The sequence below is a fragment of the Enterobacter sp. FB genome (genome assembly GCF_000805795.1).
GTDB lineage: Bacteria > Pseudomonadota > Gammaproteobacteria > Enterobacterales > Enterobacteriaceae > Enterobacter > Enterobacter roggenkampii.
Window position 1 is genome coordinate 161,458 of the sequence record NZ_JSZC01000016.1, and the last position, 18,436, is coordinate 179,893.

Below are 18,436 nucleotides of genomic sequence, written 5' to 3' on the forward strand. Positions count from 1 at the left end.
ATTGCCGCCGATGTCCGTTAACACCATAGAGTCGCCTGATGCGCAACCGATTGCGCAGAAGCAAAATAGCGAACTGATTTACCGCCTTGAAGACCGCCCGCCGCTGCCGCAGACGCTTTTCGCCGCCTGCCAGCATCTTCTGGCGATGTTTGTTGCGGTGATCACCCCGGCGCTGCTGATCTGTCAGGCGCTCGGTTTACCGGCGCAGGACACGCAGCACATCATCAGCATGTCTCTCTTCGCCTCCGGCGTGGCCTCGATTATCCAGATTAAAGCGTGGGGTCCGGTGGGTTCGGGTTTACTGTCGATTCAGGGCACCAGCTTTAACTTTGTGGCGCCGCTGATCATGGGCGGTACGGCCCTGAAAACCGGCGGTGCGGATGTTCCGACCATGATGGCGGCGCTGTTCGGCACCCTGATGCTGGCGAGCTGTACGGAGATGGTGATCTCCCGCGTTCTGCACCTGGCTCGCCGCGTCATCACCCCGCTGGTTTCCGGCGTCGTCGTGATGATTATCGGCCTGTCGCTGATTCAGGTGGGCCTCACCTCCATCGGCGGCGGCTATGCCGCGATGGGCGACCACACCTTCGGCGCGCCAAAAAACCTGCTGCTGGCGGGCGTCGTGCTGGCCATCATTATTCTGCTTAACCGCCAGCGTAACCCCTACCTGCGCGTCGCCTCGCTGGTGATCGCCATGGCGGCAGGCTACCTGCTGGCGTGGGCGCTCGGCATGCTGCCGGAGAACACCGCGCCAGCCAACAGCGCGCTGATCGCTGTCCCTACGCCGCTGTATTACGGTCTGGGCATTGACTGGGGTCTGCTCCTGCCGCTGATGCTGGTCTTTATGATCACCTCTCTGGAGACCATCGGCGACATCACCGCCACCTCCGACGTCTCCGAGCAGCCCGTTTCCGGCCCGCTGTACATGAAGCGCCTGAAAGGCGGCGTGCTGGCGAACGGTCTGAATTCGTTTGTCTCTGCGGTCTTCAATACCTTCCCGAACTCCTGCTTCGGTCAGAACAACGGCGTGATCCAGCTGACCGGCGTGGCCAGCCGCTATGTCGGCTTCGTGGTGGCGCTGATGCTGATCGTCCTCGGCCTGTTCCCGGCGGTGAGCGGCTTTGTGCAGCACATCCCTGAGCCGGTGCTGGGCGGTGCAACGCTGGTGATGTTCGGGACGATCGCGGCCTCCGGCGTGCGTATCGTCTCCCGCGAGCCGCTGAACCGCCGCGCAATCATGATTATTGCGCTGTCGCTGGCCGTCGGTCTGGGCGTTTCTCAGCAGCCGCTGATCCTGCAGTTTGCCCCGGACTGGGTGAAAAACCTGCTCTCTTCCGGCATTGCCGCGGGCGGTATCACCGCTATCGTGCTGAACCTCGTTTTCCCGCCTGAAAAGAACTGATCCCCTTCACGGCAGGCAGTCAATGTCTGCCGTGACATCTATTTACACCATTCCCGCCTTGAGGATTGCGCATAAATCGTGCATAACTCCCTTATGTGCGTTTTGCGGGATGGAAGACCATGAAATTTATTGGAAAGCTACTCGTCTATCTTCTGGTAGCCCTGCTCATTGTGATACTGGCGCTCTATATTCTGCTCCAGACCCGCTGGGGCGCGACTCAGGTCAGCAGCTGGGTAACGGTGAATACCGACTACGAGCTCAGTTTCGACAAGATGAATCACCGCTTTTCGTCACCATCCCACATCATTCTGGAAAACGTCACCTTCGGCCGGGACGGTAAACCCGCCACGCTGGTGGCCAAAAAAGTGGATATCGGCCTCAGCAGCCGCCAGATAACCGATCCGCTGCACATGGACACCATCACCCTGTTCGACGGCACGCTGAATCTCTCCCCGCAGACCGCGCCGCTGCCCTTCCAGGCGGATCGCCTGCAGCTGAACAATATGGCCTTTAACAGCCCGAATACCGAATGGGATCTGAGCGCGCAGAAGGTGACGGGCGGCGTCAGCCCGTGGCAGCCGGAAGCGGGCAACGTGCTGGGCAATCACGCGCAGATCCAGATGAGCGCAGGCTCGCTAACCCTCAACGGCGTACCGGCCACCAACGTGCTGATCGAGGGCCAGCTTAACGGCAAGGAAGTGGTGCTGAATACGATCGGCGCCGATATGGCCCGGGGCTCGCTCACCGGCTCGGCCCTGCGCAACGCCGACGGGAGCTGGATTATCGACACGATGCGCCTGAACGAGATCCGCCTGCAGAGCGATAAAACGCTGACCGCGTTCTTCGCACCGCTGGCCACTATCCCCTCTCTGCAGATTGGTCGTCTGGACGTGACCGACGCCCGGCTTCAGGGCCCGGACTGGGCGGTGACCGACCTCGATTTAAGCCTGCGCAACCTGACGCTGAGCAAAGGTGACTGGCAGAGCCAGGAAGGCCGCCTGTCGATGAACGCCAGCGAGTTTATCTACGGCTCGTTGCATCTTTTTGATCCGATCCTGAATGCGGAGTTTTCCCCGCAGGGCATGGCGCTGCGCCAGTTCACCTCCCGCTGGGAAGGCGGCATGGTGCGCACGTCCGGTAACTGGCTGCGCGACGGTAAAGCGCTGGTGCTGGACGATGTCGCCATTGCCGGGCTGGAGTATACCCTGCCGCAAAACTGGAAAGCGCTGTGGATGGCGCCTCTGCCGGAATGGCTGAACAGCGTCACGCTGCAAAAATTTGGCCTAAGCCGCAACCTGGTGATCGACATCGATCCCGCCTTCCCGTGGCAGATCACCTCTCTGGACGGCTATGGCGCAAACCTGCAGCTGGTGAAAGATCGCCAGTGGGGCGTCTGGGGCGGCAGCGCAACCCTGAACGGCGCGGCGGCGACCTTTAACCGCGTGGACGTGCGCCGTCCGTCGCTGGCGCTGAATGCTAACGCCGCGACGGTGAACATTACCGACCTGAGCGCGTTTACCGAGAAAGGTATTCTGGAAGCCACGGCGACCGTTTCCCAGCTGCCGCAGCGGCAGACCACGGTGAGCCTGAACGGGCGCGGCGTGCCGCTCAGCGTGCTGCAGCAGTGGGGCTGGCCTGCGCTGCCGATTGCAGGTGACGGCAATATTCAGCTCACCGCCAGCGGCAGCGTGCAGGCCAGTGCGCCGCTGAAGCCAACGGTGAATGGGAAGCTGAGCGCGGTGAATATGGATAAGCAGCAGGTAGAGCAGACGATGACGGGCGGCGTGGTGTCGGCGATGGCGCCGGCACAGTAAAAAGCCGGGTTGCGGCTTCGCCTTACCCGGCCTACGAGGTTTTGGTTCCCTCTCCCTGTGGGTGAGGGCATCAGACCGCATAATTACCGTAGGCCCGGTAAGCGCAGCGCCACCGGGCATTTTCCACCTCAGAGCTGAACCGCCACCTCATCCCCCTCGGCTTTCACCACCACGCCCCACTCGCTGCCCGCGTGCGAGCCGCCCTTCACGCCGCGCACTTTCTGCACGTTGCGCAAACACACCGACCAGTTTTGCGCGTCTCCCGCGCCGGTAAAGGTCACGATGTCGCCCCGACGTGACGCCTTCAGCGTAAACGCCACCGCGCCGTCCGCCGCAGGCACTTCGCTTACCGCCGTTGCGCCATCGTCCAGGTTAAACAGCTGGAAGGCCGTCCCCTCGTGCCACGCGTAGTTCGGCTTCTGGTTATTGTTGCCCAGCGCCAGCAGCGTGTTGTCGCGCACGTAGACCGGCAGGCTCATGAAATCGTGCTGCTGCTTATGCCAGCGGCTGCCCTGGATTTCGTCGTTGTGCCACAGGTGCGTCCAGCGCCCTTCCGGCAGGTAGAACTGCACGTCGCCCGCCCCGGAGAACACCGGAGCGACCATCAGGGCATCCCCCAGCATGTACTGACGGTCAAGGTAATCGCAGGCCGGATCGTCCGGGAACTCCAGCATCATCGCGCGCAGCATCGGCGTGCCGAACTCGCGCGCCAGCGCCGCCTGACGGTACAGGTACGGCATCAGCTGACACTTCAGCTGGGTGAAGTGGCGCACCACGTCGCAGGACTCGTCATCGTACGCCCACGGCACGCGGTAGGATTTGCTGCCGTGAAGGCGGCTGTGGCTGGAAAACAGCCCGAACGCGCACCAGCGCTTGTAGACGTGCGCCGGGGCGGTGTTTTCGAACCCGCCGATATCGTGGCTCCAGAACCCGAAGCCGGACAGGCCAATCGACAGCCCACCGCGCAGGCTTTCGGCCATTGATTCATAGTTGGCGTAGCAGTCACCACCCCAGTGCACCGGGAACTGTTGCGCACCCACGGACGCGGAGCGGGCAAAGAGCACCGCCTCTTCTTCTCCCACCGTCTCTTTCAGCACGTTCCACACCAGCTCGTTGTAGATGTAGGCGTAATGGTTGTGCATCTTCTGTGGATCGGACCCGTCGAACCACTGCACGTCCGTCGGAATACGCTCGCCAAAGTCGGTCTTGAAGCAGTCGACGCCGATATCCACCAGCCCTTTCAGCTTGTCGGCATACCACCGGCACGCGTCCGGGTTGGTGAAGTCGTAAATCGCCAGCCCCGGCTGCCATTTGTCCCACTGCCACAGGGATCCGTCCGGGCGCTTGAGCAGGTAGCCCTTCTCTTTCAGCTCCCGGAAGATCGGGGATTTCTGGCCGATATACGGGTTAATCCACACGCAGACCTTCAGCCCTTTCTCTTTCAGGCGGCGGATCATGCCTTCCGGATCCGGGAAGGTCACCGGATCCCACTCGAAGTCGCACCACTGGAAGGCCTTCATCCAGAAGCAGTCAAAGTGGAACACGTGCAGCGGCAGGTCCCGTTCGGCCATGCCGTCGATAAACCTGTTCACCGTGGCTTCGTCGTAGTTGGTGGTGAACGAGGTGGTGAGCCACAGGCCGAACGACCAGGCAGGCGGCAGCGCCGGACGCCCAGTGAAGCGGGTATAGCGGTTCAGCACTTCTTTCGGCGTCGGGCCGTCGATAACGAAGTACTCAAGATATTCGCCTTCCACGCTGAACTGCACCTTAGAGACTTTCTCGGAGCCCACTTCAAACGAGACGTTTTCCGGGTGATTCACCAGCACGCCGTAGCCGCGGTTGGTCAGGTAGAACGGGATATTTTTGTAGGACTGCTCGGTGCTGGTGCCGCCATCGCGGTTCCAGGTTTCGACCGTCTGGCCGTTGCGCACCAGGGCGGTGAAGCGCTCGCCCAGGCCGTAGACCGTTTCCCCCACGCCCAGATCCAGACGTTCAAACACATAGTTGCGATCGGTATTGCTGTCCTGTACGTAGCCGTTGTTTTTCAGCTGGCTGCCGGTAATGCGCTTGCCGTTGCGCAGGAAATCCAGCGCCCAGAACTCGCCTTTGGTAACGCGCACGCTGACGCTGCCGCTTTTCAGCTCGGCAAAATCGGCGTTGTTTTCGATCTCTAGCTTCACGTCTTTCAGAACGTTCAGCGGATAGTGCGGGCCGTTGTTTAGCGCGCCCTGAAAGTGCTCGATGCGCACCCCGACAATCCCTTCCTGCGGGGCAAACAGGCGCACCGTGAACATCAACGTGTCGAGCTGCCAGGTGCGTTCACGCACGTCACGCGGCGCCACGTACACCACCAGGTCATTGCCCTGCTGCTCCACGTCAAACACCTGCACCGGACAGGTCACGTTCAGGCCCGGTTGAATAAGCCAGTTTCCATCACTGATTTTCATGCTTTCGTCCTCTTAGTTCTGCAATTCTTTGCTGACCGGCAGGTTTTCAAACTCCTGCTGATTGCGGCGCGCGCCCTGCGCCAGCTCGGCCAGGATTTTGGTCAGGAAGGGGGTTTTCAGCGTGTAGTAGCGTTTGGCGATGATGGCGCTCAGCACGTAGCAGACCGCCGGGGCCAGGGTAAACAGGCCGATAATGATGCTGATGGTCGCGCTGTTCTGGGTTTTGGCCGCCGCATCGTAGCCGCCGCCTGCCAGCATCCAGCCGATCATCGCCCCGCCCAGCGCCAGACCCAGCTTCAGCACGAACAGCGTGCCAGCAAAGCTGATGCCGGTCAGGCGCTTGCCGTTGGTCCATTCACCGTAGTCGACGGTATCGGACATCATGACCCACTGGATCGGCGTCACCAGCTGGTGCAGCACGCCGATGACGAAGATAAAGGCGAACATCACCACGGTGGCCTGCATCGGCACGAAGAACATCGCCATGCTGACCACCGCCAGCGCGGCGTTGGTCCACCAGAAGATGCTGACCTTGCACTTCCAGTCGGTGAGCGGTTTCGCCAGCGCGGAGCCAATCAAGTTGCCGACGCAGTAGGTGGTCAGGAACGCGACGAACACTTCCGGCGAGCCCATGATCCAGGTGCAGTAGTACATCATCGCGCCGCCGCGCACGCAGACGGCGAGGATGTTGAGGATGGTCAGTACGCCGACGATGCGCCACTGGTCGTTTTGCCAGATATCGCGCAGGTCTTCCCGCATGGAGGTGGTGCTCGGCGGCACCTGGATGCGCTCTTTGGTGGTAAAGAAGCAGAACGCCAGCATCAGGAACGCGACCACCGACAGCACGGCGATCCCGCCCTGGAAGCCGAAGGCTTTGTCATCTCCACCAATCAACTTCACCAGCGGCATCATCAGCACCGTGGAGAGCATGCCGCCCGCCGTCGCCAGCACGAAGCGCCAGGACTGAAGGGAGATACGCTGCGTCGGGTCACTGGTGATCACGCCGCCCAGCGCGCAGTAAGGAATGTTGACCACGGTATAGAGCAGGGTCAGCAGGGTGTAGGTAACGGCGGCGTAAACCATTTTGCCGTTAAGGCTGAGGTCCGGCGTGGTGTAGGCCAGCACGCAGACGATACCGAACGGGATCGCGCCGAACAAAATCCACGGGCGGAACTTGCCCCAGCGGCTGCGGGTGCGGTCGGCAATCAGCCCCATGCACGGGTCGGAGATCGCATCCAGCGCGCGGGCCAGCAGGAACATGGTGCCGACGAACCCGGCGGGAATGCCGAAAATGTCGGTGTAGAAAAACATCATGTACAACATGACGTTATCAAAAATGATGTGGCTGGCGGCGTCTCCCATGCCGTAGCCAATCTTCTCTTTTACTGACAGTACTTCGCTCATCTTTTTTTATCCTTCACGCTGTAGGGGGCGCTGAGACCGGTTGCATTGGTTTTAAACCATTGTTTCAGATGGGGGTATTGCGTTTTCTGGTTAGCAGATTACGTTTCTTGTTTTTTGTGATCGCGGTAAATACTGGAGAGCACGAAAGGCTAACCTGAGGATTTTCTTAAGAATTAACTGAAACAGGGGGGTGCAGGTCAAAAGAGAGGTGAAAAAAGTGGTGTGGGGTATGTGGTAAATGCCTGAAAGTAGCTATAATGCGCCCCGCCTCCATGTAGCAATGCAGGCGCGGAAGATCGTCATCTCCGGTGAGGTGGCTGGACTTCAAATCCAGTTGGGGACGCCAGCGTTCCCGGGCAGGTTCGACTCCTGTGATCTTCCGCCAAAATTCAGCGGTTAACTATCAACCCAATGCTCCTTGTGATCTTAACATATCTGCATTATTCAGTTTAAACTTGAAACCATCATGATTTTTCTGTTGAAAATCGACTGACCATTCATTAAATATAATCCAAAGAAAAGCAGCCCTTTCGGTGAATAGGATTTTATTCTGCCCATCTTGAATATTATAATCTCGTCTTATTTCATTCTTAACATCGTCATTAAGTTTGGGGTTTATTTCCAACTCCACTGGAAGAAATTTACTCCATAAATCATCGTAATCAAGACCAAATTCATTGTTAATAGAATCCGCTAATTCACTTACCTCAGAAACTCTAGCAAAGTTGAAATTTTTATAATTAATATCGTTTTTACTATCCTCTTGATAAGCCCTGAATATCCAATTTCGCCCATCAAATAGAATTACCAATGGTGATAGAATTCTTTCACTAACATCACCACTTCTTATTGAATTATATACACATTTTAATTTTTTCTTATTAAAAATCGCTCTTGTTATTTTCGCAACGTTGAGCTTGTCAAGTGGAGGCATATATAACCCAATCCTTTCAAAGACTACAACATTTCGCCCACGAAGAATTTTATTTTTATCAAAACCTGACGACAACATATCAAGTGCATCTTCAGCCGATATATTAATTAGCTCAATAAATTCAGGTGAGATAGTAAATTTTTTAGTTTTATTACTATATACTAAGTTCCTAGGCCTTATTTTTTTATATTCGTTCAGAATACGTGTCGCCGTAATTTCAGATACAGCAAACTCTTCTATTATATCTAATCGACTTAGCGTTCCTGTGAAAAATAATCTAAAATCTATGAATGCAAGCCGCAGTGCTAAATCATAATCATCATTAATTATATTTTTGAAATCCATAAAGTCACCTCCACCATCTATCTTATGAGACAATTCTAACTCATAACCACACCAAAGTACATATCATTTTGATACCAACTAGACACCCAAAAACATCAAAAAAAAGCATGATCAGATAGCCAGTGTTGACAAGAATCCATCATGTCTATAGATTGGATAGCAGAGGGTTCAATCCTGGGCCTTCTTAACCAACTCGAGAGGCACTTCGAATGGCTACAAATCCACCAAAAGATAACCACCGTAATGGTATGGTTAAAGAACGGTCTCAGGTGTTTAACCCAACGACTGAAATATGGACAAAACGTGACACTAACACAGGAAGATTTATGGATGGAAAAGCAGACGGCACACCTTTTAAAGGCGTAAGAAAAAAAAAGTAAGCGGGGAGACGCTCAAATCAGACCCGCTTAACTTTGACACCGCGCCGTCGAAGAGATGGCGCTAAACAGGTGAAACTGTTGCGAAGAGTGGCAGCTTTTCTAACTCAGGTCAACAGTCTCATTAAAAAATGTGAGGCTAATTCCAATGCAATATACGCATTATGATTTAAAGCAGCTTAATGCAGGTCAAGTTGTTCATGTTCAACTTGCTGGTAGCGCTGCTAATGTTAAATTGATGGATTCTGTCAACTTTGACAATTATAGAAATGGCAGACGCCACACCTACTATGGGGGCTATGTGACCAAGACCATATCAAGTTTATCAATCCCCAACAATGGGCACTGGCATTTAACTGTCGATCTTGGTGGTTATCCCGGCTCTGTACGTTCATCAATCAATGTGTCATAGTAATAGCTCATGGGAGGTGTGATTATACCTCCCTTTTTTTGGACATTATATGAAAGCATTAGCATTATTTGGTAGTACCGCACGTTATGAACGTGAAATCGACTCAGATATTGATTTATTAGGAGTGTACGATAAAGCTACTATTCATTGTAGTTCTGAATCAATAGTTAATCTATATTTATATCCAGAAGAGATAATCATTAAAAAAATGGTGTCGGGTGATTTGTTTGCTCTTCATCTTGTCAAAGAAGCCATCCCAATATATGGCACTGAATATTTTAAAGAAATATTTAGCAATTTCAGATACAAAAAAGATTATTCCTATGAAATAGGTACCGCCTTGTTTATTGGTAACATCCTTATCAAAAACTACGCTTCAATTATTAACAAAGCGATTGTTAATAAAAAACTAGCCTGGTGTCTAAGAACAGTTGTCATTGCAATTTCAGCAGAAGAAAAAAAACCTGTATTCTCAAAGAAATATATTTCAGAGTATTTAAAGCTAAAAAACTTAAACGCCAATGAAGTTCTATACCTTATAAATACAAAACGTATAAAATACGCTCTCCAAAAAGAAAGTTTAGAGAAATATTACTTTTTTTTTGATGAGATTTCAAGACGTTATCATGTAAATGGCAATTACTATAGTGATCCATTGGTTTTAGATATTCTGTCAAAAGTTGGATTAATAAGTCCAATCTCTAAAGGCCAATCTGAAGCATATTCTTAGAATTTACTTTTTTCTTCTTTGAGCCTTAGTTTACATGCCTCCTTAACCCACTTACTAAAATTCCCTTTCCCCGCAGCCTTCTCAATCTGTTCCAAAAGCTCATCCTCGAACCGGATGTTCTTCATCGTGCTTTTGGTGCGGTCAAAATTTGGTTTCTTTTTCTCTTGCACGGTAGGTACCACTTCGGTTAATTTATCCTCACATGGTACCTACCACATGAGTTTGGAATTCTGACAACGCCCAGCAGTGTTGGAGCACTAAAGGGCGTCTAACCTCACCAACTATCAAGGAGTTGATTATGGCTGATTCGCATTCTACCCCAGACACCGACCAATCCGGAACCGAGCGTTCGTTAATTGTGGGATACCGCCCGAATGTTTTCGACAAATCCACGCCAAATATCATCCTTTCCGGCAAGTGGCTGCGCGCGGCGGGTTTTGATACCGGACAGCAGGTCACGGTAAAGGTCATGAAGGGTTGCATCGTTCTAGTGGCGTATAACGAGCAGGAACAGCGTTTGCAGGACGATTATAAGCGGACTAAGGCAAAGCTTATTGAGATAGAGGACGCGCTTGCAGCGATCCAAGCTCCGCGTCCTGAAAAGCGCCTCGCAAAATCAAATACAAACCACCTGGCTTAGCGGCTGTTTCTGGCATACTACGAACTTAAAGGCATCACCTTATGACGCGGATGCAGCATGACATATGAAGAATTAATTAATTCACCAGCCGGTGAGTTTGTCATGTTTGCCAGCAAAGATGGAAAAGTTCGCATTGAATGCCGCTTCGAAAGCGATACGTTGTGGCTCTCACAGGCCACGATCTGTGAGTTATACGGCAAAGCCAAAGCCACGATCAGTGGGCATATCAAGAATATTTTTGATGAGGGTGAGCTGGTCGAAAATTCAGTTGTTCGGTTTTACCGAACAACTGCCAGCGATGGAGTAGGTATTTTTACGAGACTGGCAAACCAAACTCGATCAGTTCCTTCAATTTAGCGATCGGGGCGTTTTAAAAGGAGCAGGCAAAATCAGCAAGAAAGCGGCTGATGAAAAGGCGTGCTCAGAATACATTGAGTTTGAAAAAAAGCAGCGCCTGCTGAAAGAAGCCGAAGGTGAGAAAGATATCATCGGCTTATTAAAATGGGATAAGCAGGCTAAGCGCTAATCCCGGTATTCCTGCTCAGCTTCATATGCAACAACGGAAACGGATTCCCCTGCCCGTCCAGTTCCGAGCGTCCGACCTGCTCAAACCCCATATGGCGATAAAACGCGACGCCCTGCGGGTTCTGCTCGTTCACGTCCACTTCGTTCGCGCCGAACGCTGCGATGGCGTATTTCAACAGCAATTTCCCGACGCCCTTCCCCCGGCTCGCATCGTCAACAAACAGCATTTCAATGCGGTTTTCATCCACGCCTAAAAAGCCGTGAATAACGCCTGCGTCATCGCGGGCCATCACGACGGTGAGGTTTGGCAAATACGCGTTGAGCAATAGCGGGCGCAGCGCCGCAATATCGCTTTCCTGTAAAAAGTGATGGGTGGCGCGGACGGAGGATTCCCAGATCGTGACCAGACGCTCGAAGTGCGTGGGGAGTGCGGTTTCAATTTTCATGGGGGAGATCATGATTGGAAAATCCTACTAATGCAAATCACGCTATGCGGCCTGTTCCCCCTCACCCTAACCCTCTCCCACAGGGAGAGGGAACTGACCGTGCGGTTTTTCATCCCCTACCCTGATCTCCATCACCGCATACACCCCGTCCTTCGGCACCACCACGGTGACGTTTTCCACCGGCACGCCCGCCGCGAGGTGGATGTCCTGCAGCTGCTGTAACGACCTCGGGTGAATATCCTCCCAGCCGATACCCCGCAGCACAAAGTCAATCTGCGGGCTGCTGGTGAGCATGTTCGACACAATCACCGCGCCGCCGGGTTTGACCAGCCGCAGCGCGCGCTGGAGAAAAATCACCGCGTCGGTATCGTTGAAGTATTCGAAAATCCCCAGCGCGTCGACCAGTTCGGCCTGATGCTCGCCCAGCTCCAGCAGCAGGTCCTCGTTACGCACCAGCGTATGGAGCAGGTTGCGCCTGAGCAGCGTCAGCTGTTCGCCCACCACAATGCCTTCCTGCGCCGCCATGGTTTCCGCCCAGCTCAGCGCTACGGGATCTTTGTCCACCAGGGTGAGATAGACCTGCTGACCGTCGAGCTTTGCTTCGCGCAACGCCTCCAGCACCGGAATGGCGGCACCGCTCGCCAGGCTGACCCAGTTGTTCTCGCTCGCATTGCGAATGTACTTATCCACCAGTGCGGCCAGCACCCGGGCGCGGGAGCGCACGCCAATCGCATCGTTAGCGTGGATAAACCACTGGCGGCTGTCGCTGTCCATTTTTGTGCCGTCGGGCAGGCGGTCCTCCAGCGGGTTTTGCACCACAAACAGCGCCAGCGCGGAGGGGACCAGCCGGGTGCGCCACGCGGTGAGCGCCGGACGGTTGCGGAAAGCCTGTTCGGAATAGCGGTTCTGCGGAACAAGCACGGCCTGCCCCCCTTCGTCGTATTCCACCCTCGGCGGCCGGAGCGCTGGCTCGGCTTTCAGGGCGCGGTCAAGGGAGGCGATCTCACGGGCAGCATCGTCTTTCATCGGCCACTGGTCGCTGACGTCGGGAAATGACGCGCTGAAAATCGTCATATTTTCCGGTGCATCGCCGCGAAAAGGCTGCCAGTTCATGTCGTCTTCCCTCCGTTAGGCTTTTAACGGAAGTCTATCCAGGCGTGCCAGTAATGCCCCAGGAAGAAAGCACGATTTTTATTGTTTCACCCACACCAGCTGGTCAACCCGGAAGCCCAGGCTGCGCGCGGTGTTCAGGTAATCCTGCTTCACCGCATCCGGGATGGTCGGCGTACGCGACAGGATCCACAGATAGTCGCGGTTCGGGCCGCTTACCAGCGCGTACTGGTACTTATCGTCCAGCCTGATCACGTTATACCCGCCGTAGAACGGGCCGAAGAAGGAGACCTTCAGCGCGGCCGTGGTCGGCTCGCCGGTAAAGTACGCTTTGCCTTCGCTCTCATTCCACTTGTTCTTCACCGGATCGTAGCCCCGGTTGAGCACGCTAATACCGCCGTCGCTGCGCTTGCCGTAGGTCGCCGTCACCTGCTCCAGGCCGCGTTCGAAGCGGTTTTCCAGACGGGCGACTTCGTACCATTTGCCGAGATAGCGGCTGGCTTGGAAGTTGGTAATAGGCTGCACGCCTTTCGGCGGCGTGGGGGATTTACAGGCGACCAGCGTCAAAGCAATCGCAACACCGGTCACAACGGGCCATAGCTTCATGAGAATTCCTTTCATTTGCACGGTTGGATGTTAAGTGTAGTGCACCGTTTCGGCGCTTCATCCCGTTCGGGAAAATTCGTAGTATATTGAGAGTATTCCTCCACTCTGGACACGGACATGGCTTACTCCATCGGCGAATTCGCCAGACTCAGCGGCATCACCGCCACCACCCTGCGGGCGTGGCAGCGTCGCTATGGTTTACTCAAGCCACAGCGCACGGAAGGCGGCCATCGCCAGTACAGCGATGAGGACGTCCAGCAGGCGCTCAAAATCCTCGACTGGGTAAAAAAAGGCGTCCCGATCGGCCAGGTCAAACCGCTGCTGGAACGCCCGACGCCGGGCCGAACCAACAACTGGCAAACCCTGCAGCAGAACATGCTGCAACGCCTGCAGGACGGCAAAGTCGAGTCCCTGCGCCAGATGATTTACGACGCCGGGCGCGAATACCCAAGGCCGGAACTGGTCGCGAACGTGCTGCGCCCGCTGCGCCGCCAGGTCTCGGCTAACGTGGCCGCCGCCATGACCCTGCGCGCGATCCTCGACGGCATCATCATCGCCTATACCTCGTTTTGCCTCGAAGGCGATAAAAAAGCGCCGGGCGATAACATTCTGCTTAGCGGCTGGCACCTGAACGACCCGTGCGAGATCTGGCTCGAAGCCCTAACGCGCACCGGGCAGGGCCACCGCATCGACATTCTGCCAGTTCCGCCAGACGCCCTGGCTCCGGACATTTTCCCGGAGCGAAAATGGCTGCTGGTCACCAGCGGTAAACTCACCGCCGGGCGGAAAAAGCAGGTGGAGCAGTGGCAGCAGCAGGTATCGCTTGAAGTGATTATCCTCTGATCATTTTCTCCTGCGGGAATCTTCACGAAAAGTTGAATATTTTCCCGCGCCGCAAATGCTAACGTTTTCCTGTGACGAATAACTCCACAGGAAAACACCATGAAAAAAACTGCCCCTCTGCTGATCCTGGCCTCAATGGCCTTTGCCCCCGCCGCCTTTAGCGCCCCTGCCGGTACGCTGAGCGTCCACATTCTCGACCAGCAAACCGGGATGCCGCCATCAGACGTGAGCGTTACGCTGGAGAAGCAGCAGCAGGACAAATGGACCCCGATTGCCAGCGGTAAAACCGACCATGACGGACGCATCAAATCGCTTTATCCGCAGGATCAGGACATGCAGCCTGGCGTGTATAAAGTGACCTTCAAAACCGCTGAGTACTTCCACGGCAAAAAGCTGGACTCCTTCTTCCCGGAGATCCCGGTGCTGTTTACCGTGACCCGCACCAACGAGAAGCTGCACATCCCGCTTCTGCTGAGCCAGTACGGTTACTCGACCTATAAGGGCAGCTAAGACGCATTGATTCTAAAGGAATAAAAAAAATAGTTCCGCTAATACTTGGACAAATTAGTCATGTTGTGTAAGTTTTAATTATATGAACGGGAGGACCACACCATGACAACGAAACCTGTGCTCGGTATTAGCGGATGTTTGACCGGATCCGCCGTTCGCTTTGACGGCGGACACAAGCGTATGAGCTTCGTCATGGATGAGCTGGCCCAGTGGGTGAACTTCAGGCCCGTCTGTCCGGAAATGGCCATCGGCCTGCCGACGCCTCGCCCTGCGCTGCGTTTGATTATGACCACCAGCGGTGAAACGCAGATGCGCTTTAGCCACGCGCCTCACGAAGACGTTACGCAGAAAATGGCGGACTTTACGGCAGATTTTTTGCCGAAAATCGGCGATCTCGCCGGGTTTATCGTCTGCGCTAAATCCCCAAGCTGCGGCATGGAACGCGTGCGGCTGTATGATGAAAACGGCAACCGGGGCCGCAAGGAGGGGGTCGGGCTGTTCACCGCCGCCCTCCTTGAAACCTGGCCGTGGCTGCCCGTGGAAGAGGATGGACGCCTGCACGACCCGGTGCTGCGGGAAAACTTTGTCGAACGTGTTTTTGCCCTGCACGAACTGAACACGCTGCGTAAAAATGGCCTCACGCGCCGCGCGCTGCTGGACTTCCACAGCCGTTACAAACTCCAGCTGCTGGCGCACCATCAGGCGGGTTACCGTGAAATCGGCCCGTTCGTTGCCTCGCTGCACGAGTGGGAAGACCTGGACGCCTTCTTTGTGGCGTACCGGGAAAAGCTGATGACCATCCTGAAAAAACCCGCTTCGCGGAAGAATCACACCAACGTGCTGATGCATATTCAGGGGTATTTTCGTAACCAGCTGAACACCCGCCAGCGCGGCGAACTGCGCGACGTGATCCTGCATTATCGCAACGGACAGTTGCCTATCCTCGCCCCGATCACGCTGCTGAAGCACTACCTGGCCGAATACCCCGACCGGTATCTGATGACGCAAAACTACTTTGATCCCTATCCTGATGATTTGGGTCTGCGTCTGGCAGTCAAGTGATGAAAAAAATGCGAAGGCCCCATTGACCCGTAGAGGCCCAAAGCAGTACCCCGTTTAGACGACATCCTCACTGTCGTCTCTTTTTTGCATTTCATCTCAAAGACTGTGATTATATACAGGCTTATTCTGCGAAAGGGGCCTGCCTGTGATCCACACCCTGCACATTCAAAATTACCGCTCCATCCGCGAGATGTCGCTGGAGCTGGAGCAGCTCAATATCGTCTTCGGGCCGAACGGGACCGGAAAATCGAATATCTACAAGGCGATACACCTGATGCACAGCGCCGCGCAGGGGCAGTTTTCCCAGGCGCTGGCGAACGAGGGCGGCATTCTGAAGGTGTTCTGGGCAGGCAAAACCCGTAGCGACCAGCTGCGGCGGATGAATCTGGCGGTAGAAACAGAGACCTATGAATACGAGCTGCAGGTCGGGTTTGTGGAGAAGCTGCCCTATCCCTCGCAGTTTCAGCTCGATCCGGTGATCAAAGAAGAATCTCTCTGGCTGAGCGGCCAGCACCGCCGCCCCTCGTCGCAGCTGATGAAGCGCAGGAATCAGGCGGTGTTTCTGAATAACGTGCATCACGAGAAAGTGACCCACAGCGGCACGCTGTACGAGAACGAATCGGTATTCGGCCAGCTCGGCGAACCGCACCTTTACCCGGAAGTGTCGCAGATGCGCGAGTCCCTGCGTAACTGGCGCTTTTATCATGAGTTTTCTGTATCAATCGGCTCAGCGATGCGGGCCCCACAGGTCGGCTTTCGCTCGCCGGTGCTGGCCAGCGACGGCGCCAATCTCGCGGCGGCGTTTCAGACCATTGTGGAGATTGGCGACGAGCTGCTGCTGATGCGCATCCTCGACCAGGCCTTCCCCGGCTGCGTGTTTTACAGCGACAACACCGGCGGACGTTTTCGCATGATGATGCAGCGCGAGGGATTGAGCAGGCCGCTGGAACCCGCGGAGTTCTCCGACGGCACCCTGCGCTTTCTGTGCCTGGCGGTGGCGCTGCTCAGCCCGCGTCCGCCTGCGTTTATCGCGTTGAACGAACCGGAAAACAGCCTGCACCCGCAGATGCTGCCCGCGCTGGCGAGCTTAATCGCCGAGGCCAGCCGCTACTCGCAGATCTGGCTCACCAGCCACTCGCCGGAGCTGGCGACGTTGATTGAGAAGCAGCGATCGTTTTCGCTGTATCAGCTGTCGATGGTTGAGGGGGAGACGCGGGTGGAGAGGCTGGGGTAAGCCGCATTCTCTTCCTTAGAAGCCCAACAAAAAGAAACACAGTCCCAAAATCGACATTACTCCGGGGGCTTCTTTCGTATCTTGCGCTCATCGAGTAAGGCATATAGCCACGATCTGACGCCTGCCGCGGTTGCTGCAATAGCGCTTACAACGACAATCTGCTTAATATCTGACCGGTCAAAAACAACGTCATGGCTGATGATGAATTTAACGACAATCAGGGCCAGAGAGAAAAACGCCAGGCAGCAAACAAACAGGTAGGCAATGCTGAAGAATAACCTGGCGAGAGTAGGTTTATTTTTTGTCATTTTGTTCACATCATCTTTATCGGCATTATCGAAAACGCCCTTCTCAGAGAACCAAAAATATCATCAATATATACCTTTCCCGAGTCTGGTACAGGGCTAAACAGTGGTTGATATGAAAGGCCTGCAAATGTACGAACAGGGCTATAATTTTTATCTTTCCGATAGCAGTGTGTGGTTAGTGAATTTAAGTTCTCTACCCTGATTTATACACAGCAGACTCATTCTCTGCAGCTGCAAACCACGCGCTAAAGTTAGCTACTGCATCATGGTCCGCCCACCCCGGTGATGCAAAAGCATGAACTTAGTAAACGTTAGGATCGCCTGATGTAGAGTGGCCGTCAAAACAAGCAACATCGTCAGAGTCACTCTTTTTTGCAAACGGTATCAAATTTCGTTCTGGGTATTGCTTTTTAATTTCATCAAACCACTGCTGAGAATATCCCTCGAACTCGCACAGGAACCACCAAGGTTCCAGATCAATAAGATAGTCTTCATCTATAACATTCAGAAAGCTCTGTGGATACTGAAACCCCATGACAAACTCTTTATTCGACCAGTGGTCGCCTCACCCGTGTTGTTGGTGCTAACCTCTTTTTAGGTCGTAGAAATAGAATATTTCAGCCACTTTTAGTTTATCAATTGAATATCGCGTTGAACGAACCGGAAAACAGCCTGCCCCCGCAGATGCTGCCCGCCCTCGCGAGCTTAATCGCCGAGACCAGTCTCTACTCGCAGATCTGCCTTACCAGCTTCGATGGCGGAGGGGGAGACGCGGGTGGAGAGGCTGGGGTAGTCTCCCGGGGCACGGAGACACTTTTTTCGCATCTCGCTTCAGTGAAGCATGCCAATAAAGAACCCCAGATACCCGGCCCTGCTTAACCATATAAAGGGGCTGGTAAGGCCGGATCGCCGGATATTAATCAACTCTCTCATGGGGGCCAGGCCATCATTTTTGATAACGACATTTTTTGCACAATAGCGGCAATGCATAATCAGAAATAAAATTCCGGCGATCGCAAAACCAAAATAACTTTCGCGACTTCCCCAAAAATGAGTGCTTAACTTTAAATAAGTTAATCCCCAGATACTGACTAGAAAGACGATAAATGAACATGCCGCGATGTTCATGTCTCGCTTACTACCCAGACCAAAAAAGAGCGCATCAAAGAAAAACATCGTGGTAAGAGGTGACTGAACGCTTCTTCCCGTCACTTTACTAAAACGGACAAACACGACAGTTCCGATGAAAAATGCGAAAAGCGCAATTCCTAATAGAAGATAAATCAT

20 protein-coding genes, 1 tRNA gene and 2 pseudogenes are annotated in these 18,436 nt (G+C 54.3%); 13 read left to right on the forward strand and 10 right to left on the reverse strand.

Going from position 1 to position 18,436, the window contains the following annotated elements:
- The first annotated feature begins 10 nt into the window (after positions 1–10).
- Together xanP and PI91_RS21545 are read left to right on the forward strand one after the other, a co-directional pair.
- Entirely contained in the window at positions 11–1,402 is a 1,392-nt protein-coding gene (gene xanP, locus PI91_RS21540; protein WP_039267079.1) for a xanthine/proton symporter XanP, read from the forward strand.
- A 119-nt stretch (positions 1,403–1,521) separates the two neighbouring features.
- Complete coding sequence (locus PI91_RS21545; RefSeq protein WP_039267080.1) at positions 1,522–3,216, forward strand: AsmA family protein; 1,695 nt, start codon at positions 1,522–1,524, stop codon at positions 3,214–3,216.
- Positions 3,217–3,344: 128 nt separating this feature from the next.
- Here PI91_RS21545 and yicI read toward each other — a convergent pair whose 3' ends face one another.
- Positions 3,345–5,663 (reverse strand): alpha-xylosidase, encoded by a 2,319-nt coding sequence (gene yicI / locus PI91_RS21550; RefSeq protein WP_039267081.1) that lies wholly within the window; start codon positions 5,661–5,663, stop codon positions 3,345–3,347.
- A 12-nt stretch (positions 5,664–5,675) separates the two neighbouring features.
- On the reverse strand, positions 5,676–7,067 hold the full coding sequence (locus PI91_RS21555) for a glycoside-pentoside-hexuronide family transporter (protein WP_039267082.1): 1,392 nt from the start codon (positions 7,065–7,067) through the stop codon (positions 5,676–5,678).
- A 290-nt stretch (positions 7,068–7,357) separates the two neighbouring features.
- Here PI91_RS21555 and PI91_RS21560 point away from each other — a divergent pair.
- Positions 7,358–7,452 (forward strand) — tRNA-Sec (locus PI91_RS21560).
- Positions 7,453–7,470: 18 nt separating this feature from the next.
- On the opposite strand, the gene PI91_RS21565 is transcribed toward PI91_RS21560, so the two are convergent.
- Positions 7,471–8,346, reverse strand: coding sequence for a WYL domain-containing protein (locus tag PI91_RS21565; protein ID WP_039267084.1), 876 nt, complete (start codon positions 8,344–8,346; stop codon positions 7,471–7,473).
- A gap of 209 nt (positions 8,347–8,555) precedes the next feature.
- Here PI91_RS21565 and PI91_RS26250 point away from each other — a divergent pair, with 209 nt between their 5' ends.
- The 3 genes from PI91_RS26250 to PI91_RS21575 all read left to right on the forward strand — a co-directional run bounded on the left by PI91_RS26250 (position 8,556) and on the right by PI91_RS21575 (position 9,865).
- A complete protein-coding gene (locus PI91_RS26250; RefSeq protein WP_198527872.1) occupies positions 8,556–8,726 on the forward strand; it encodes a hypothetical protein in 171 nt (56 codons plus the stop codon).
- Between the two features lie 145 nt (positions 8,727–8,871).
- Positions 8,872–9,135, forward strand: a complete 264-nt coding sequence (locus PI91_RS25060; RefSeq protein ID WP_071580387.1) for a DUF1883 domain-containing protein — start codon at positions 8,872–8,874, stop codon at positions 9,133–9,135.
- A 49-nt stretch (positions 9,136–9,184) separates the two neighbouring features.
- Positions 9,185–9,865 (forward strand): hypothetical protein, encoded by a 681-nt coding sequence (locus PI91_RS21575; protein ID WP_039267086.1) that lies wholly within the window; start codon positions 9,185–9,187, stop codon positions 9,863–9,865.
- On the opposite strand, the gene PI91_RS25065 is transcribed toward PI91_RS21575, so the two are convergent.
- A complete protein-coding gene (locus tag PI91_RS25065; protein ID WP_071580389.1) occupies positions 9,862–10,035 on the reverse strand; it encodes a YlcI/YnfO family protein in 174 nt (57 codons plus the stop codon). The genes PI91_RS21575 and PI91_RS25065 overlap by 4 nt on opposite strands.
- Before the next feature lie 128 nt (positions 10,036–10,163).
- Here PI91_RS25065 and PI91_RS21580 point away from each other — a divergent pair, with 128 nt between their 5' ends.
- The gene (locus PI91_RS21580) at positions 10,164–10,505 is read left to right on the forward strand and encodes a SymE family type I addiction module toxin (protein WP_039267088.1); all 342 of its coding nucleotides are present in this window, start codon (positions 10,164–10,166) and stop codon (positions 10,503–10,505) included.
- A gap of 57 nt (positions 10,506–10,562) precedes the next feature.
- A pseudogene (gene rhuM, locus PI91_RS25070) lies at positions 10,563–11,031 on the forward strand (RhuM family protein).
- On the opposite strand, the gene PI91_RS21590 reads toward rhuM, so the two are convergent.
- From PI91_RS21590 to PI91_RS21600, 3 genes are all read right to left on the reverse strand, one after another.
- Positions 11,021–11,476, reverse strand: a complete 456-nt coding sequence (locus PI91_RS21590; RefSeq protein ID WP_039267089.1) for an acetyltransferase — start codon at positions 11,474–11,476, stop codon at positions 11,021–11,023. The pseudogene rhuM and the gene PI91_RS21590 overlap by 11 nt on opposite strands.
- A 66-nt stretch (positions 11,477–11,542) precedes the next feature.
- Positions 11,543–12,589 (reverse strand): class I SAM-dependent methyltransferase, encoded by a 1,047-nt coding sequence (locus tag PI91_RS21595; RefSeq protein ID WP_039267090.1) that lies wholly within the window; start codon positions 12,587–12,589, stop codon positions 11,543–11,545.
- Between the two features lie 78 nt (positions 12,590–12,667).
- On the reverse strand, positions 12,668–13,192 hold the full coding sequence (locus PI91_RS21600; protein WP_039267091.1) for a lipocalin family protein: 525 nt from the start codon (positions 13,190–13,192) through the stop codon (positions 12,668–12,670).
- A gap of 117 nt (positions 13,193–13,309) precedes the next feature.
- Between PI91_RS21600 and PI91_RS21605 the strand changes: the two genes are divergently transcribed.
- From PI91_RS21605 to PI91_RS21620, 4 genes are all read left to right on the forward strand, one after another.
- Entirely contained in the window at positions 13,310–14,035 is a 726-nt protein-coding gene (locus PI91_RS21605) for a MerR family transcriptional regulator (RefSeq protein ID WP_008500116.1), read from the forward strand.
- 99 nt (positions 14,036–14,134) lie between these two features.
- Complete coding sequence (gene uraH, locus PI91_RS21610) at positions 14,135–14,545, forward strand: hydroxyisourate hydrolase (RefSeq protein ID WP_008500117.1); 411 nt, start codon at positions 14,135–14,137, stop codon at positions 14,543–14,545.
- A 102-nt stretch (positions 14,546–14,647) separates the two neighbouring features.
- Positions 14,648–15,607 carry a DUF523 and DUF1722 domain-containing protein gene (locus PI91_RS21615; RefSeq protein ID WP_008500118.1) on the forward strand — a complete coding sequence of 320 codons (960 nt, stop codon included), beginning with the start codon at positions 14,648–14,650 and terminating at the stop codon, positions 15,605–15,607.
- 145 nt (positions 15,608–15,752) lie between these two features.
- On the forward strand, positions 15,753–16,841 hold the full coding sequence (locus tag PI91_RS21620; protein ID WP_039267092.1) for an AAA family ATPase: 1,089 nt from the start codon (positions 15,753–15,755) through the stop codon (positions 16,839–16,841).
- A 56-nt stretch (positions 16,842–16,897) separates the two neighbouring features.
- Here PI91_RS21620 and PI91_RS21625 read toward each other — a convergent pair whose 3' ends face one another.
- Together PI91_RS21625 and PI91_RS21630 are read right to left on the reverse strand one after the other, a co-directional pair.
- Positions 16,898–17,149 (reverse strand): hypothetical protein, encoded by a 252-nt coding sequence (locus PI91_RS21625; RefSeq protein ID WP_039267093.1) that lies wholly within the window; start codon positions 17,147–17,149, stop codon positions 16,898–16,900.
- Between the two features lie 301 nt (positions 17,150–17,450).
- Positions 17,451–17,684: a hypothetical protein gene (locus PI91_RS21630; protein ID WP_039267135.1), complete on the reverse strand. Its 234-nt coding sequence runs from the start codon at positions 17,682–17,684 to the stop codon at positions 17,451–17,453.
- A gap of 110 nt (positions 17,685–17,794) precedes the next feature.
- Between PI91_RS21630 and PI91_RS26520 the strand changes: the two are divergent.
- Positions 17,795–17,942: pseudogene (locus tag PI91_RS26520) on the forward strand (AAA family ATPase); the annotation flags it as partial.
- A 38-nt stretch (positions 17,943–17,980) separates the two neighbouring features.
- Here PI91_RS26520 and PI91_RS21635 read toward each other — a convergent pair.
- The gene (locus PI91_RS21635; protein ID WP_039267095.1) at positions 17,981–18,436 is read right to left on the reverse strand and encodes a hypothetical protein; all 456 of its coding nucleotides are present in this window, start codon (positions 18,434–18,436) and stop codon (positions 17,981–17,983) included.